At 53.2% G+C, this 15,946-nt stretch carries 13 protein-coding genes; all 13 read right to left on the minus strand.

Going from position 1 to position 15,946, the window contains the following annotated elements:
• Positions 1 to 83 precede the first annotated feature (83 nt).
• The 13 genes from dnaE to JTP09_RS01825 all read right to left on the minus strand — a co-directional run bounded on the left by dnaE (position 84) and on the right by JTP09_RS01825 (position 15,936).
• A complete protein-coding gene (dnaE, locus tag JTP09_RS01765; protein ID WP_204876319.1) occupies positions 84 to 3,623 on the minus strand; it encodes a DNA polymerase III subunit alpha in 3,540 nt (1,179 codons plus the stop codon).
• A gap of 48 nt (positions 3,624 to 3,671) precedes the next feature.
• Positions 3,672 to 4,622, minus strand: coding sequence for an RluA family pseudouridine synthase (locus tag JTP09_RS01770; protein ID WP_204876322.1), 951 nt, complete (start codon positions 4,620 to 4,622; stop codon positions 3,672 to 3,674).
• Positions 4,619 to 5,149, minus strand: a complete 531-nt coding sequence (gene lspA / locus JTP09_RS01775; RefSeq protein ID WP_370592467.1) for a signal peptidase II — start codon at positions 5,147 to 5,149, stop codon at positions 4,619 to 4,621. Before lspA ends, JTP09_RS01770 begins: the two co-directional genes overlap by 4 nt.
• 212 nt (positions 5,150 to 5,361) lie before the next feature.
• Entirely contained in the window at positions 5,362 to 6,009 is a 648-nt protein-coding gene (locus tag JTP09_RS01780) for a DivIVA domain-containing protein (RefSeq protein WP_204876327.1), read from the minus strand.
• A gap of 431 nt (positions 6,010 to 6,440) precedes the next feature.
• On the minus strand, positions 6,441 to 6,740 hold the full coding sequence (locus JTP09_RS01785) for a YggT family protein (RefSeq protein WP_204876330.1): 300 nt from the start codon (positions 6,738 to 6,740) through the stop codon (positions 6,441 to 6,443).
• Between the two features lie 4 nt (positions 6,741 to 6,744).
• Complete coding sequence (locus JTP09_RS01790; protein WP_204876339.1) at positions 6,745 to 7,365, minus strand: cell division protein SepF; 621 nt, start codon at positions 7,363 to 7,365, stop codon at positions 6,745 to 6,747.
• A 69-nt stretch (positions 7,366 to 7,434) separates the two neighbouring features.
• A complete protein-coding gene (locus tag JTP09_RS01795) occupies positions 7,435 to 8,238 on the minus strand; it encodes a YggS family pyridoxal phosphate-dependent enzyme (protein WP_204876344.1) in 804 nt (267 codons plus the stop codon).
• Entirely contained in the window at positions 8,235 to 8,990 is a 756-nt protein-coding gene (locus JTP09_RS01800; protein WP_240333896.1) for a polyphenol oxidase family protein, read from the minus strand. The genes JTP09_RS01795 and JTP09_RS01800 overlap by 4 nt, the downstream gene beginning before the upstream one ends.
• Before the next feature lie 159 nt (positions 8,991 to 9,149).
• Positions 9,150 to 10,370, minus strand: coding sequence for a cell division protein FtsZ (gene ftsZ / locus JTP09_RS01805; RefSeq protein WP_204876345.1), 1,221 nt, complete (start codon positions 10,368 to 10,370; stop codon positions 9,150 to 9,152).
• A gap of 200 nt (positions 10,371 to 10,570) precedes the next feature.
• Positions 10,571 to 11,422 (minus strand): cell division protein FtsQ/DivIB, encoded by an 852-nt coding sequence (locus JTP09_RS01810; RefSeq protein ID WP_204876350.1) that lies wholly within the window; start codon positions 11,420 to 11,422, stop codon positions 10,571 to 10,573.
• 60 nt (positions 11,423 to 11,482) lie between these two features.
• The gene (murC, locus tag JTP09_RS01815; protein ID WP_239478547.1) at positions 11,483 to 12,964 is read right to left on the minus strand and encodes a UDP-N-acetylmuramate--L-alanine ligase; all 1,482 of its coding nucleotides are present in this window, start codon (positions 12,962 to 12,964) and stop codon (positions 11,483 to 11,485) included.
• On the minus strand, positions 12,961 to 14,058 hold the full coding sequence (murG, locus tag JTP09_RS01820) for an undecaprenyldiphospho-muramoylpentapeptide beta-N-acetylglucosaminyltransferase (RefSeq protein ID WP_204876351.1): 1,098 nt from the start codon (positions 14,056 to 14,058) through the stop codon (positions 12,961 to 12,963). Before murG ends, murC begins: the two co-directional genes overlap by 4 nt.
• Before the next feature lie 90 nt (positions 14,059 to 14,148).
• Entirely contained in the window at positions 14,149 to 15,936 is a 1,788-nt protein-coding gene (locus tag JTP09_RS01825; RefSeq protein WP_204876356.1) for an FtsW/RodA/SpoVE family cell cycle protein, read from the minus strand.
• Positions 15,937 to 15,946 lie beyond the last annotated feature (10 nt).

Below are 15,946 nucleotides of genomic sequence, written 5' to 3' on the forward strand. Positions count from 1 at the left end.
CCGCCCCATGAACAAGGTCTTGTACCAAGCACCTATCGTCATCAGGGGCGGCATGTGAAGAAAGTGACTACTGCTGGATCCTCTTACGAGGCATCCAGACAGGTTGGACCAAATATCACCTTAAGATCACTGTAGAGGGCGGGGTTGGGAGTAACCCTCAACTGCGGTGGTATGCGCATCAGAACTTTCTTCGTACGGGTTTGAAGCACAATCCGAACCTCAGACTCGCCGCGGTGGTTTTCCAAGACATCACGCAGGGCGGTAATGGAATCTTGGGTTGCTTTGTACTCGGAAATACAAAGGGTCACCGGACCAGCTTTACCGTCAGCGGTAATTTCTGGCTGCTGCATCTCCTGGGCAGAAATAGTCACCGAGCCATCGTCACGGCGTTGCAGACGTCCCTTAATAGTGCAGATTTGGTCTTCAACAAGAGCATTTGAGTAAGGACCGTAGACCTTACCGAAGAACATAATCTCGATGGAGCCGGTACGGTCTTCTAACTCGATGCGCGCGTAAGGGTTACCACTGGCTTTAGCGATACGCCGTGAGACCGAGGTAATCATACCCGCTACTGTCACGATAGAGCCGTCTCCGCGGCTTGAATCTTCATCCAGCAGAGACTGAATGGACGCGTCCGAAAGGGCATCAAGCTGCTCCTCAAGACCGCGCAGGGGGTGGTCAGACACGTAGAGCCCCAGCATCTCACGTTCAAAGTTGAGCTTGTCTTTCTTTTCCCACTCTGGCAGATCGGGAATAGAAATCATAAGCTCATCAGCAGGGTCGTCTCCCCCACCGCCCAAATCGCCAAAGAGATCGAACTGACCGGCAGCTTCTTGACGTTTGACCGAGATGTTCGCGTCAATTGCCTCTTCGTGAATCACCGACAAGGGTCTACGTAGGTGCCCCAAATCATCGAAAGCACCAGCTTTAATGAGCGAGTCTACAGTGCGCTTATTACACACCACAGCGGGTACTTTCTTCAGGAAGTCGTGGAAGGATTCAAAGCGCCCCTTCTCTTCACGGGTTTCGACCATAGCGGTCACCACGTTGGCACCGACGTTACGAATAGCGCCCATACCAAAGCGAATATCTTTACCTACAGGGGTGAAGTTCAGCGCTGACTCGTTAACATCGGGCGGTAACACCGTGATGTTCATGTGACGGCACTCGTTAAGATACAGAGCCAGCTTGTCTTTATCATCGCCCACTGATGTCAGCAGCGCAGCCATGTATTCCTGCGGGTAATGGGCCTTGAGGTATGCCGTCCAGTAGGAAACCAAACCGTAGGCTGCGGTGTGCGCCTTGTTAAAAGCATAGTCAGAGAAAGGCAACAGAATATCCCAGAGCGCCTTAACAGCCTCTTCTGAGAAGCCGTTATCGAGCATGCCCTGATGGAAGGTCGCGTACTGTTTATCCAGCTCCGCTTTCTTCTTCTTGCCCATGGCTCGACGCAGAATATCAGCCTCACCCAGAGAGTAGCCCGCGACTTTCTGAGCAATCGCCATAACCTGTTCCTGATATACAATCAGGCCGTAGGTGGTGTTAAGAATCTCCGCCAGCGGCTCTTCAAGCTCGGGGTGAATCGGGGTAACTTCCTGCAGACCGTTCTTACGCAAGGCGTAGTTGGTGTGCGAGTTAGCGCCCATAGGACCGGGGCGGTAGAGGGCAAGCACCGCGGAAATATGTTCAAAGTGATCGGGCTGCATAAGTTTCAGCAACTGACGCATGGGCCCGCCATCGAGCTGGAACACACCGAGGGTATCGCCACGAGCTAGCAGCTTGTACGACTCAACATCATCAATTTCGAGGGTTTCAAGATCAAGCTCTTCATCGCGGTTCATCTTAATGTTTTCGAGCGCATCCGAGATGATAGTGAGGTTACGCAGACCCAAGAAATCCATCTTGATCAGACCCAGACCCTCACAGGTGGGGTAATCAAACTGGGTAATGACCTGACCATCTTGCTCACGGCGCATAATCGGAATCACGTCAATGAGATTATGGCTCGACATGATGACGCCCGCAGCGTGTACGCCCCACTGACGTTTCAGCCCCTCAATACCCTTAGCGGTTTCAAAAACCTTCGCTGAATCAGGGTCGGTTTCAATCAGCTCGCGCAGATCGCCCGCGTCCTTGTAACGTTTGTCCTCAGGGTTATAGACATTCGCCAGGGCAATGTTCTTACCCATCACATCATCGGGCATCGCCTTAGTCAGGCGCTCACCGGTAGAGAAGGGGTAGCCCAGCACGCGCGAGGAGTCTTTAAGAGCCTGTTTTGCCTTGATAGTACCGTAGGTAACGATCATCGCTACCTTGTCTTCGCCATACTTCTCAGTGACGTAGTGAATCACTTCTGAGCGGCGACGATCATCGAAGTCCACATCGAAGTCGGGCATTGACACTCGGTCAGGGTTGAGAAAGCGCTCGAAAATCAGGTCATGTTCTAGAGGGTTCAAATCGGTAATACGCATGGCGTACGCCACCATTGAGCCCGCACCCGATCCACGACCCGGACCTACACGAATCCCCTGAGACTTCGCCCAGTTAATAAAGTCAGCAACCACCAAGAAGTAGCCGGGAAAGCCCATCTGAGAGATGATACTCACCTCGTACTCTGCCTGCTTGCGTACATTGTCAGGAACGCCGTTGGGAAAACGGTAGCGCAGACCGTTTTCGACTTCTTTGACGAACCACGATTCCTCGTTCTCCCCTTCAGGCACGGGAAAGCGCGGCATATAGTTTGCCTTGGTATTGAACTCAACATTGCAGCGCTCAGCGATTTCCAGGGTGTTATCGCAAGCCTCGGGAAAGTCGCGGAAGAGATGACGCATTTCCTCCGGCGACTTCAGGTAAAAATTATCCGCATCAAACTTGAAACGCTTGGGGTCTTGCAAGGTTGAACCTGACTGCACACACAGCAGTGCCTCATGGGCTTTAGAATCCTCCGCATGGGTGTAGTGCAAATCATTAGTAGCAACCAGAGGAAGGTTGAGCTCTTTAGACAGCTTGAGGAGATCATTCATCACGTTCTTTTCAATATCAAGACCGTGATCCATAATCTCGCAGTAATAATTTTCTTTCCCGAAGATATCGCGGAAATCGCTTGCTGCCTGCACCGCCTCCCGGTACTGTCCCAGACGCAGACGAGTTTGGACTTCTCCCGAGGGACAACCGGTAGTTGCAATCAGGCCCTTACCGTAGGTCTGCAAGAGTTCTTTATCCATACGCGGCTTGTAGAAATGCCCCTCCAAGGAGGCGAGGGAGGACGCGCGGAATAAGTTGTGCATGCCAGCAGTATTTTCAGCCCACAGAGTCATATGGGTGTAAGCACCACCACCGGAAACGTCATCACGACCACCATCAGCAAACTTCACGCGAGTACGGTCTTGACGCGCAGTACCGGGTGTCACGTAGGCTTCCACACCGATAATCGGCTTCACATCAGCTTGACGCGCTTTATTCCAAAAGTCGAACGCGCCGAAAAGAAAACCGTGGTCAGTGGTTGCCAAAGAGCTCATGCCCAGCTCTTTAGCATGATCGAACAAATCGGTGAGTCGAGCAGCCCCATCAAGCATGGAGTACTCGGTGTGTACGTGAAGATGGGTGAAGCCTTTGCCGCTCACAGATCGCTCGTTTCTCTCGATGCTTAGAAAATATTAGGGGTGCTGGGTTTAGAAGTTGCCGTCGCGCAGCTGCTCAACCGCAAAGTTCAAATCTTCAGGGTAACTCGATTCAAATTCAACGTACTGACCCGTGCTAGGGTGGGTAAAGCCCAGCTTATGGGCGTGCAACCACTGGCGGGTTAGACCCAGATTCGCGCTGACAGCAGGGTCAGCACCGTAGGTCAGATCGCCCAAGCAGGGGTGTTTCAAGGCAGAAAAATGTACGCGGATCTGATGAGTGCGTCCTGTCTCAAGATGAACCTCAACCAGGGATGCCGGACCGTATGCCTCAAGCACCTCGTAGTGGGTCACTGAATCGCGGCCACCCTCAATCACCGCGAACCGCCACTCGTGACCGGGGTGGCGACCGATAGGAGCGTCGATGGTGCCCTTAAGAGGGTCGGGAATCCCCTGCACTAGCGTGTGATAGACCTTCTCAACGGTACGCTCTTTGAAAGCTCGTTTGAGCTCTGCATAAGAGTGCTCGTTCTTAGCAACAACCATGAGACCTGAGGTGCCGACGTCCAGTCGATGCACAATCCCCTGACGCTCGGATGCGCCAGATGTTGATACCGATACCCCTGCGCCCAAAAGCACACCTACAACCGTGGGACCGTGCCACCCAGGGGAGGGATGAGCAGCAACGCCTGCGGGCTTATCGACCACCGCGATGTCGTCATCCTGATACACTACCGAAAAGCCATCAACATACTCGGGGTTGATATCCGCCAAATCACGGGGGGCAGGGGCATCAATCACCAGACGGTCATTCTCTGTAACTTTTGCTGACTTCGTGGTCTTTACAGCTTTACCATCACGAATAATCTGCACGTCCCCGGTACTCGCCCACTCAGCAGCCAGCGCACGCGGAACATCGCAGGCAGCTGCAAGTACAGCATCTAGGCGCGCACCCGCCTCCGCCTCAGGCACTACTAGTTCTCGCTGAATACGGTTACTCATGCTTTCTCAGCCTTCGTCTCGTAGCTACCATCAAGTTTCAAACCCACCAGGGTCAGCAGGATAACACCGACCATCGCGCAGCAAATCGCAGCATCAGCGATGTTGAAAATAGCGAAGTTACCTACCGAAATAAAATCTACAACATGACCTGTGCCGAACCCCGGAGGCCTGAACAACCTATCCGTCAAATTACCCAGAATCCCCCCTAACAGAGTTGCCAAACTCAGGATCCACCAGAGAGCACGCGAACGTACCAGAGCGACAATAACAATCAAAACCGCCACCGACTGAATAAGGGTAAAAACCCATGTGTGCCCCTCGCCAAAAGAGAAGGCAGCACCTGGATTGAGTATATAAAACCACCGAAAGAACCCGTCGATAACTTCAATACGCTGTCCCAGCTCCATCGTGCGTTCAACGACAGCTTTGCTCAGCTGATCCGCAGCGTACACCAGCACAACAACAAGAGCCATCAGCCCCTTCTTGCACCTGTCATCGACCAGCTTTGCCGGCTTCTTATCGTTCACTCACAGTCCCCTTTTTACTCGTGAAGTCTCTAGCTTATCGCGCAGCTAACTCCAGTGAAAATGAGCTACCCAACAGTACCCCAAAGTGCCTCCCCAACGCCGGAAGTACGCAGAAAGAGGTGGCGGCAAAACCACTCACTGGTTTTACCGCCACCTCTTGTATTCAGCCATTGAGAGAAACTAGCCTAACGCTGATTTTTCCCTTGAAAGGATTAGAATTCCTGGCGTGAGAAAGTGCTCTGCTGCGGTTCGATGCTAGGGGTTGATTCCAGCTCCTTGAGGTTAGATTCCATCAAGTGACGCAGACCCTCACGGTACTGCTTTTCGAAGTTACGCAGGTTATCTACCGAGATTTCAAGCTGCTTCTTGGTCTGATCCAGTTCACCCAGAACACGGTTGCGTTCGGTACGAGCATCAGCAACCAGTGACGTTGCTTCGCTACGCGCCTCACCAACCATACGTTCCTTCTCTGCCTTACCGGCAGCAACGTAGTCGTCGTGAACCTTCTGTGCCATGGCCAGCAAGGATGCAGCGTTATCGGGCGCAGGAGTCTGCGAAGCCGCAGGCGCTGCAACGGGTACAGGTTCAGCAACGGGCGCAGCCGTGGCGGGGCTTGCAGCAGGTGTAGCATCACCCACAATCTCAGAATCAAGGACCTGTGACTGTGCCTCTTCGGCAGCTGCCAGCTTAGCCTCAGTTTCTTCAAGCTGGCGCTTCAGTGAAGCGTTCTCAGCGTTCAAGCGACGAAACTCAACAACTACCTCGTCCAAGAAGTCATCGACTTCTTCCATGGAGTAGCCCTTGGTGTATTTCGTAAACTTAAACCCCTTGTTGATTACGTTTTCTGGCGTAAGAGCCACGAATGAATCACCTCATAAATCGAACCGTATCACCATAGGAGATGGTGATCAGATGTTACCCCAAACATCTTTAACTAAACAGAATCTTACAATCTTTTGAGCGACTCACCGCGCCAATTTGCCAGCAAGCCCCCAGCTCTTGTTTTCTATATAAAAAGTTACCGCTTTACATATGGCAAGTGCTGTGAGCTTCAGGTAGCTTCACACCCTTTCGGGTTGAACCGGGATGCGCCCTCAACGATGACAAATTCTAACTTCTAGTATTTTAGACAAAAACTATTAATATCTTATCCACAAAACAGCCCACAAGTTAGTTGATGTTTGACACACAGCCAATAAACAGCAGGTTCCATTTCAAAGGCTTCAAAGCACAAGTTACCCGCTAGCTTTTCACGCCCCAGCAAACGTACTCTGACTGCTGACCCAGCAAATCACGAAAAACTCACCAGCAGTCTCTGTAAGAAAATAGATACAAAAGACACCGCAAAGAACAGAATCAAGAAGCCCACATCAAGCGAGATTGCTCCCACTCGAATGGGAGGAACCAGCCTACGCAGGGCATTCATCGGCGGGTCAGTAACAGCATAAATGGCTGAAGCAGCCACTAACATGACACCCCGCGGACGCCACGAGCCCGCGAACATCTGCACCCAGTCGAGCACCAGACGAAGCATGAGCACCAGCTGAAAGACATAAACCGCAAAAGCAAGAACCGCTAAGAGATAACCCACGACTCTAGTCCTGGTTAAAGAGGCCGTGCGAATCCTCATCCACAGGCACCGGAATTTCGGTGCCTTCGGCACCCAGCACCTCGAGGTTAGCGGGGGTCAGCAAGAAAACTTTGTCGGTCACACGCTCAATTGAGCCGTGTAGCGCGAAGGCAAGACCCGCAGAAAAATCAACCAGACGCTTCGCTTCTCCCTCAGCCATATCGGTAACGTTCATAATCACAGGGATGTTTTCACGGAATGATTCACCAATGATTTTGGCATCATTGTATGAACGGGGGTGAATAGTTGTAATACGTCGCAATTCCTCTTCACTTTCGTTTGTAGTAGCAGCCGGTGACGCCACCTGACTGCGAGCAGCTTTGCTTCCAGAACCAGAAGAAACCTCAGCAATAGGAGTTGATTCAAAAACCTCATTGAAATCGGAGGTATCTTCATATTCCGTTTCAGGACTCACGGGTTCTACAGTGGTGGTGTTGTAGTCCTCAAAAAATTCTTCGCGAGGGAAATCTAAATCTTCATCCCGGTAATACTCTTCACGACGATTCGTTGAACGTTGTGCTGGGGCAGGCTCACCGGGTTCAGCAAGACCTAAGTAAGCCATGGCTTGTTGAAGCGTGCGCGACATTTTTCTCCTCGATGAATCTGCCTGATAATTGAGTATGTTTCACCGTCGAACGGTGTTTTGGTTGTATATCTACTGTACCAGTGTGCGAGGCCCCAAGATTTGAGAACCGACCCGGACAATAGTGGATCCCCACCGGATCGCTGACTCTAAATCAGTGCTCATGCCGGCTGAAATGTGCGCTGCGTGGGGAAACTCCTGACGCAAGTTCTGAGAAATTTCGTGCAATCGCTCAAAAGCCTGATCTGTATCTGCACCCAACGGAGGAACCGCCATAACCCCGGCGCAGGTCAGCCCTTCAGTTGCCTCCAATGCTGAAGCAATCTCAAGAACTAGCTCTTGATGACCCCCACCTCGCAGCCCTTCGGACGCGCGTCCGGCAGTGTCTTCCCCCTGAGCCAAACTAACCTGCACCAGGCAGCTCAAACCGCCCAGATGGTAGGCAAGGGGAGCTGACGCCTCCTCGTTTTCGTAGCGGGCTACCTGCTGGTTATATGCCTTGCCCAACGCTTTGACCAACGACAGACGATCAACCGAGTGTATATCGGTGGCATACTGCACCACAGACTTCGCCTTATTGGTTTGCAGCTGACCAATAAAAGACCACCGCAGAGGGTTCTGAGCGTTACGGGTGAGAGACTCAAGATCACGCGCTTTAGCAGATGCCTCCTGATCACGATTTTCACCGACATGATTGACACCCAAACCGTAGAGTAACTCAACATCACTAGCCGGAAAAAACTTGGTGACAGCCATCAAATGAACCGCAGGCGATGAGTCATGACGCACCCCCGAATAGTCCCTCTCAGCCTCAGCTATACGAGCCCGCACCTGATAGAGGTTACGCTCAAGATCTTGGCGGCGATCGGTCGTCATTCTTTTTCTTCCTTCCAAATCAAACCTGCAATTCTGGACGCATCAGCCCTGCGATGCGAAGACACCCGATGATCCTCAAAAGTACACACGTTAGTTTCAGCGTTCACCTCAATCACTGTCGGATCGCTCCCCAGCAAAGCGATAGCCGCAGCAGGCAAATCCAAGGCAGGGGTGCCCCAGCTCGTTGTGCTAGAGATGCCCGGCATCAGCAACTCCGATTCTTGCTGCAGCTGCTCGGGAACCTCATAACAGCGTCCACAGATAGAGGGTCCTATCCAGGCACGCACCTGCGTAACACCTTGTTCTTGCATACGCTCAAGTGTTGCCTGAATAACTCCATCGAGTAGCCCCCTGCGCCCGGCATGGGCAACAGCTGTAACATTTTTTCCTTGATCAGTTACACCCCAGAAAACCAACGGTATACAGTCGGCGACCAAAACACCTAGGGGGCGCCTGGCGCCATTGCTGACCGCCGCGTCGGCAACAGGTGCCGATGCCAAGACCCAGGCAGCATTCTCGACAGAGGCATCAACAGCTACCGGATCGGGAAACTCACTGGCTACATCGGTGCCATGCACTTGATTCAGATAGGCAATAGCACCCTGCTCAAGACCGAGAGCTTTCTCTAGCTCATACCGGTGAGTAAGAGCTTGAATTGAATCTCCCACATGCAAACCTAAGTTACCGGCTACTTTTGACGTGAAAGCAACATGCACGGTGCCCTGCACTGTCTCAATGGCTTCGTGCGACACGAAAAGATCCAACGGACTCCCCCGACTCAGTATCAACGCTGACCGAATAATCAGCGAAAACTATAAGGTACAGATAGCCCAAGAGCAAGAGACTGATCCCTGACAGGGGCAGTGCTCTTGCTCTTAGAAAGTTCCTAGCCGATGGCTACAGAGTGAGACTTACTTAAGGAAGTCGGGAACGTCCAGTGAGTCCTTGCGGGGTGCAGGAGCGTCCTCAACTACCGGAGGCAAATCAACATCGAAACTAGCGGATGCCGGTACGTCAGAGTGTTGGTTTGACCAACTGTTAGCGGCGGGAGCTGAGAAGCCACCGCGCTGGGGTGCTGATGCTACACCTGGCTGCTGGGCTGAGTTGCCGCCGAAAGTCTGCTGGGTACGCTGCGCCTGGGTTGCCGCGGCGTTAGCGTTATTTGAGTTGGTCTCGGGGTTTACTGAATCAAAGCCTGCCGCAATAACGGTCACACGTGCTTCATCACCCAAAGCGTCATCAATGACAGCGCCGAAGATGATGTTTGCATCGGGGTGAGCGACTTCCTGAACTAGGCGAGCTGCTTCGTTAATTTCAAACAGACCCAAATCAGAGCCACCCTGGATGGAAAGCAGAACGCCGTGAGCGCCGTCGATGGACGCTTCAAGCAGCGGGGAGGCAATAGCCAGTTCTGCTGCCTTGACGGCGCGGTCTTCACCCGATGCGGAGCCGATGCCCATGAGCGCTGAGCCAGCACCCTGCATTACTGACTTCACGTCAGCGAAGTCAAGGTTGATCAAACCGGGGGTGGTAATCAAGTCGGTAATACCCTGAACGCCTGAGAGAAGTACCTGGTCAGCTGACTTGAAAGCATCCAGCATCGAAACGTTGCGGTCTGAGATGGAGAGCAAACGGTCGTTAGGAATAACGATCAGGGTATCGACCTCATCGCGCAACGCCGCGATACCGGTTTCTGCCTGGTTTGAACGACGGCGACCCTCAAAGGTGAAGGGGCGGGTCACAACACCGATAGTCAGCGCACCCAGCGAACGTGCGATGCGAGCGACAACGGGCGCACCACCGGTGCCGGTGCCACCACCCTCACCAGCGGTAACGAAGACCATGTCAGCGCCCTTGAGCACTTCTTCGATCTCCTGCTCGTGATCCTCAGCTGCCTGGCGACCAACCTCAGGGTTAGCGCCTGCACCAAGACCGCGAGTAAGCTCGCGACCAACGTCAAGCTTCACGTCAGCATCTGACATCAGCAGGGCCTGCGCATCGGTGTTGATGGCGATGAATTCTACGCCACGAAGACCGACCTCGATCATGCGATTGACAGCGTTTACACCGCCGCCACCGATACCGACGACCTTGATAACTGCCAGGTAGTTCTGGGGAGTTGCTGCGTCCATTTGTGCCTCAATAAATCTTCTTAAGAGCCGCTCAAACCCAAACCTTAACCTTGAGGTTGAAGGGGTAAAAACAGCTGAATTACTTACATACTCACCACAAGGTTACCAATACCAAACAACCCTGTCGCTCATGTTTCTCATAAACCTGTACTTTTTGACTCAAAACTTCAAATTGCACAGAACCTCAAGTATAGGTTTAACTATTTAACCGTGGGGTGCAAAGGGCTCGATACATCGTATACTTGAACGGCACCGTCCGCTCCCATCGAATCAATCAGCGAAGATAAAACCTTAGCTTTAACTTCACTATCACTAGCTGTTCCCCACACCACTTCAGTACCGTCTTTCATATGAAGGGTAATGGTCGATGCTGAATCTGCCGTGGTCTTAGAGATCTCACTCATCAAACTCTGCGGAAGAGATGAAAGCACCTTGGTCAAAACCCTGAAAGAATCCTCTTCAGTAGCTTTCAGTCCCCCACCGATCAGAGGAACCCCGGCATCCTCCACCGACTCAACAGTGCCTAGCTGCACGCCCTGAGCATCCACTAAGTAGAAATTTTGGCGATCTTCTACCACTGCCACAGGAACTCTCTCCTGCAACCGAACCACCAGTTCATGGGGAGGTCTGCTTTCGGTCACTACACCGTTCAGCACCGAGTTCTCACCCAGCAGTTCCATGACACGCTGATCATCCACTCTGCTTAAGGGAACCCCGTGCAACTGCTCTAATTGGCTCTGCACATAGTCTTCAGAGAGTAGGTGGGCGCCCTCAACGGTAACGGTGCGAACGGCTAACCACGGTGAATAAAAGACGACACCGATGAACACGGCAGTAGCAACAATCAGTGCGCCCAAACCAGTCAGCCAACGTCGCAGAGCTGAGGAAGAAGGTTTCTTAGTTTTTTCGCTTTTACGCACCGACTGCACAGCAGGCTGCTTTTCTGATTTTTCCTGCTCAGAGGCACTACCCTTACGGGAGCTACGCCACTGGGTAAAGATGCCAACGTTCTTCTCTTCGAGCCCCACCAGCTGATCGGTGGGTTCGAGCATTCGCACCTTAGTGGAGTTGGCTCGTATCTGAGGTTTTCGAGATGGCGTCACGACGACCGATTAACCTTCACGCTCGGTAAGAGCTTTAACAAGCTCTGCACCATAGGCGGTAATATCACCGGCACCAACAGTCATCACAATATCGCCAGGATTCGCCTGAGAGACAATAAGCTCAACTGCCTCGTCAGCGCTGGCGACATATTTAACCTCTGAGTAGCCTGCATCAGTAATCAAATGAGAGCTCACGCCCTCAATGGGTAGCTCGCGAGCGGGATAGATGTCAAGAACGTAGGCGCGATCGGCAAGAGCTAGAGCCTGCGCGAACTCTCCCGCGAACTTTTGGGTGCGAGAGAAAAGGTGGGGCTGGAACATCACGTAAAGGTTGTGTCCGGTTGCCACGGTGCGACCGGTTTCAAGCGCACGCTGCACCTCAGTGGGGTGATGAGCGTAGTCGTCAAAAACACTCACGCCAGCAGCCACACCGCGGAGGGTAAAGCGGCGGTCAGTACCGGTAAAAGTGCTCAATGCTTCGACAATAGCCTGAGGCTGGTAGCCGGCAATCAGCCCGCAAATGAAGGATGCTGTAGCGTTCAGCTGGTTGTGCACACCCGGGATGTTCAGGGTAAGGGTGGTTGCACCAGAATAGTGCTGCTTGCCCAACTCGAAATCCCAACGGATGTTCGAGGCGCAAACAATGCCCTCGCTAGTGGTGGAAAGAAGCTGAACATCTGCGGTTTCTGATTCACCGTAAGTTACAACATCGATTCCGGCTTCTCGTGCCCGATTAGCTAAGTCAGCGGCACCAGCGTCATCCACGCAAGTTACCAACACGCCGTCGTCAGCCATCGAGGCAAGAAAACGGTTGAAAGCCTCAAAAACCTTCTCGGCGCTACCGTAGAAGTCAAGGTGATCAGGTTCAACGTTAGTCACAACCGCCACGTGGGGGCGGTAGCGCACAAATGAACCATCAGATTCATCGGCTTCAGCAACGAACCAGGAATCGGGGTTACCACTTCCCAGTCGAGCATTCGTGTTGTAGCCTGCGATCTCAGAACCTACGGCAAAGGAGGGCCGAGCTCCCAGCGCGTCCATCATGATCGAAACCATCGAGGAGGTGGTGGTTTTGCCGTGGGTGCCTGCTACCGCAATAGCTCGCATGTACCCCATGGTTGCTGCCAGGGCTTCCGAACGGTGCAAGACGCGCACACCCGCTTCACGGGCTGCAATGAGTTCGGGGTTATCTGTCTTGATAGCGGTGGAGACCACCAGGGTGTCAATGTCGGCAACGTTTTGTGCCTGCTGGGGCACGTTGACGGTAGCACCCATATCGCGGAGGGCATCCAACGCAGCGCTCTCGCGCTGATCTGAGCCTGAGACCGTGACTCCAGCTTCAAGCATGAGTCGGGCGATTGCTGACATACCAGCGCCACCAATACCGGCAAAATGGACGCGTCCAAGCTCTTGAAGGCGGGGGCGCTGTGCAAAGGGCGGATTAAGAACCTCGGGCATATCGAGGTCAAGGTTCATGATAGAGGTGCTCATGCTTGTGCTGCTTTCAAAATTTCGTGCGCCATCATCTGCGCTGCGTTGCGGATACCGTGAGTGTACGATTTGCTACCCATCTCGGCGAGAGCATCAGAGCTCTTGATAAGGGTAGGTACGGTTGCTGAGAACCACTCAGGAGTAAATTCAGAGTCTTTCACAAGAACGGCAGCTCCTGAATCAACGAGGGCTCGTGCGTTAAGTTCTTGTTCACCGTTGCCGATGGGCAGGGGGACGAAAATAGCGGGAATACCGACGGCGGCAACCTCGCACACTGTTGCTGCGCCTGCACGCACTACCAACAGATCTGCAGCTGCATAGACCTTCTGCATACCGTTGATGAACTCCACCTGATGGTAATGGGGGGCAGTTAGGGGCTGACCGTCTTCACCGAGTACAGTCTTGCCGCGTCCGGTAATGTGTAGCACCTGGAAACCCCACTCTTCAAGGTTGGGCACAACTATCTTCAGGGTCTTGTTTAAGCTCAGTGCCCCCAGCGAACCTCCGGTAACAATGAGGGTTGGCAAATCAGCGTCAAGCCCCAGCTCCTGGCGGGCAGATGCGCGCGTAGCTGCCCGGTCAAGGGTAGCGATTTCTTCGCGCATGGGCATGCCAACATAGCGAGCCCCAGCGATCGGAGTATTGTCAAAAGCGGTGCCAACCATCGCAGCTTTTTTAGCGCCCACCTTATTGGCAAGACCGGGCTTAGCATTGCCCTCGTGAATGACGACGGGAATGCCTTTTTTCTGGGCTGCCAGGTATAGGGGGGTGCAGACATAGCCGCCCACGCCCACTACAACATCTGCAGCGGCGTTATCCAGTATGCGAGCTGCTTCTTTGATGGCAGTACGAAAAAGAAGGGGAAATTTCAGAGCGTCAAGATTTGGACGGCGAGGGAAGGGCACTTTGGGGATGAAAGAGATCTCGTAGCCCGCTTCAGGAACCAAGCGAGCTTCCATGCTCTCAGGCGTACCCACCATGTGCAGTTTAGCCTCGGGTACCTCTGCGGTAAGTGCCGCTGCGATGGCAAGCATGGGACTAATGTGCCCTGCTGTTCCACCGCCAGCTAGAACTACTGAGGGTGCTTTGCTCATGTTTTTACGCTCCAAATCATTGAGTCTCAGTCGAGAGTCAAGTTTACGGGGTTTTGGTGACTTTCTCTAACCCCTCACTCATCACCGTGCTTAGTTTTTGGGTGGGAGTTTCTTGGCTCGTCGAATGGGAGTAAGCCCTGCGGGAATGCGCTGTTCCTGAGCCGATGAGCGCTGAGACTGTTTCTGCCTAGGGGCGGCTGAGACTTTTCTAGCTTTCTGTGAAGTCTTTGAATGTTCCGCGCCCGGTACCTGCTGACGTGAGGCATTAGCAGCTGCTGACGGGTGACGGGTAGCTGAGGTTGTCTGACGTTTAGCGCTGGGTTTAGGAGTCTCATTCTCGGCATGCTGGGTACGTGCTGCAGCTTGACGCTGAATACTGCCTGAGGGGCGAGCACCAGAGCGCTTTTTGGGCAGGGGTTCGCTGTTACGGGGGCGTTGCGTTGAAGAAGGACGCGTGTGAGAGCGTGAGCAGCCACTGGCAACCGGTGCAGGGGCAAGCCCTAGCGCTGACATGGTTTTGTTCCAGTCGAAAGGTTTAGCAGTTGCAATGTGTTCTTGCTCTGCCACGATGACAGGTAGCAGCTTCTGTCTGCGCAGCGCGTCCTTGCGTTCGCGAGGATCCCGTAAGCTGTTGGCGTCCGCGAACCGGCGCTCCCCTGCCAACGGGGCAAGAGGGGTCTGCCGGGCAAAAGCCACCAGGCAGCCAGCAGCGGCAAAGGACGCCATGAGAGAGGTACCACCGAAGGAAACGAAGGGAAGGGGGATGCCCACCACTGGACCAACACCCGTAACCATCGCAATGTTGATGAGCATCTGCGAAGCGAACCACAGGATAATGCCGCCGGTAGCAAGGCGAATGAAACGGTCATAAGAACGCAGCAGAATACGTATTGCACCGTAAAAGAGCACGAGGTAAAGAATCAGGGTTGAGAGGGTGCCTACGAGACCCAGTTCTTCACCGATGATGGCGAAAATATAGTCGTTATGTGGCTCAGGGAGGTAGTTGTATTTTTGACGCGATTGGCCAAGCCCTACACCCCAGATTCCGCCGGTGGCAAGAGCAGCTAGACCGGCATTGGTTTGATCGCATACCGCACCAGTGCAGTTCCCGAAGACTGCGAAGAAACGATCCAGGCGGTTGGGGCTTTGGATGACCAGCACTATAGCTGCTAGCAAGCCCGCACCAATGGTGCCGAGCATGAGTTTGCCCGGTGCTCCTGCGAACCACAGCATTCCAAAATAGATGGCGGCATACACCACCACGGTACCCATATCGCGACCCATCAGAATCAGCCCCACCAAGGCACCCCACCCCAGTACAGAGGGAACGAGAGCCTTGTGAATGCTGCGGGATATGTTACCGCGCATATTCAAAATATACGCCAGCCACAAAATAATGAGAATCTTACTGGTTTCTGATGGCTGAAGACTCTGACCGCCTATTTGAATCCAGTTACGGTTGCCGTTGATATCAACGCCAAAAACAACCACGGCGACCTGCATGGCAAGCGCAATCAACAGCAGTAGGTGGGGCACAAAACGGTTTCGATAAGCACGAATAGGCATGAAAGCGGCAATACCAAAGACCACCAATCCCACCGCTGCTGAACGTGCCTGACTAATTGCCTGACTATAAGCATCCGCATTGCGTGAAATACTGCCTACGAAGGACGCAGAAAGAACCATCATGCACCCGAATCCGGTAAGAATCAGGGCAACCAAGGTGATAACGAGAGGCACATCTCGAACGCTCATAGTTGAGAGGCGACGGTAGGCACCGTTATATACGTTCAACGCGCCCTCAAATATTTTGGGCATGCCGGATCGAGGCAACGATGCTAAGGATCGCTGCTCGCGTTCTGTCACAGGTGCGCTCATATGTGCTCTC

It is taken from the genome of Rothia sp. ZJ1223 (assembly GCF_016900985.1).
Lineage (GTDB): Bacteria > Actinomycetota > Actinomycetes > Actinomycetales > Micrococcaceae > Rothia.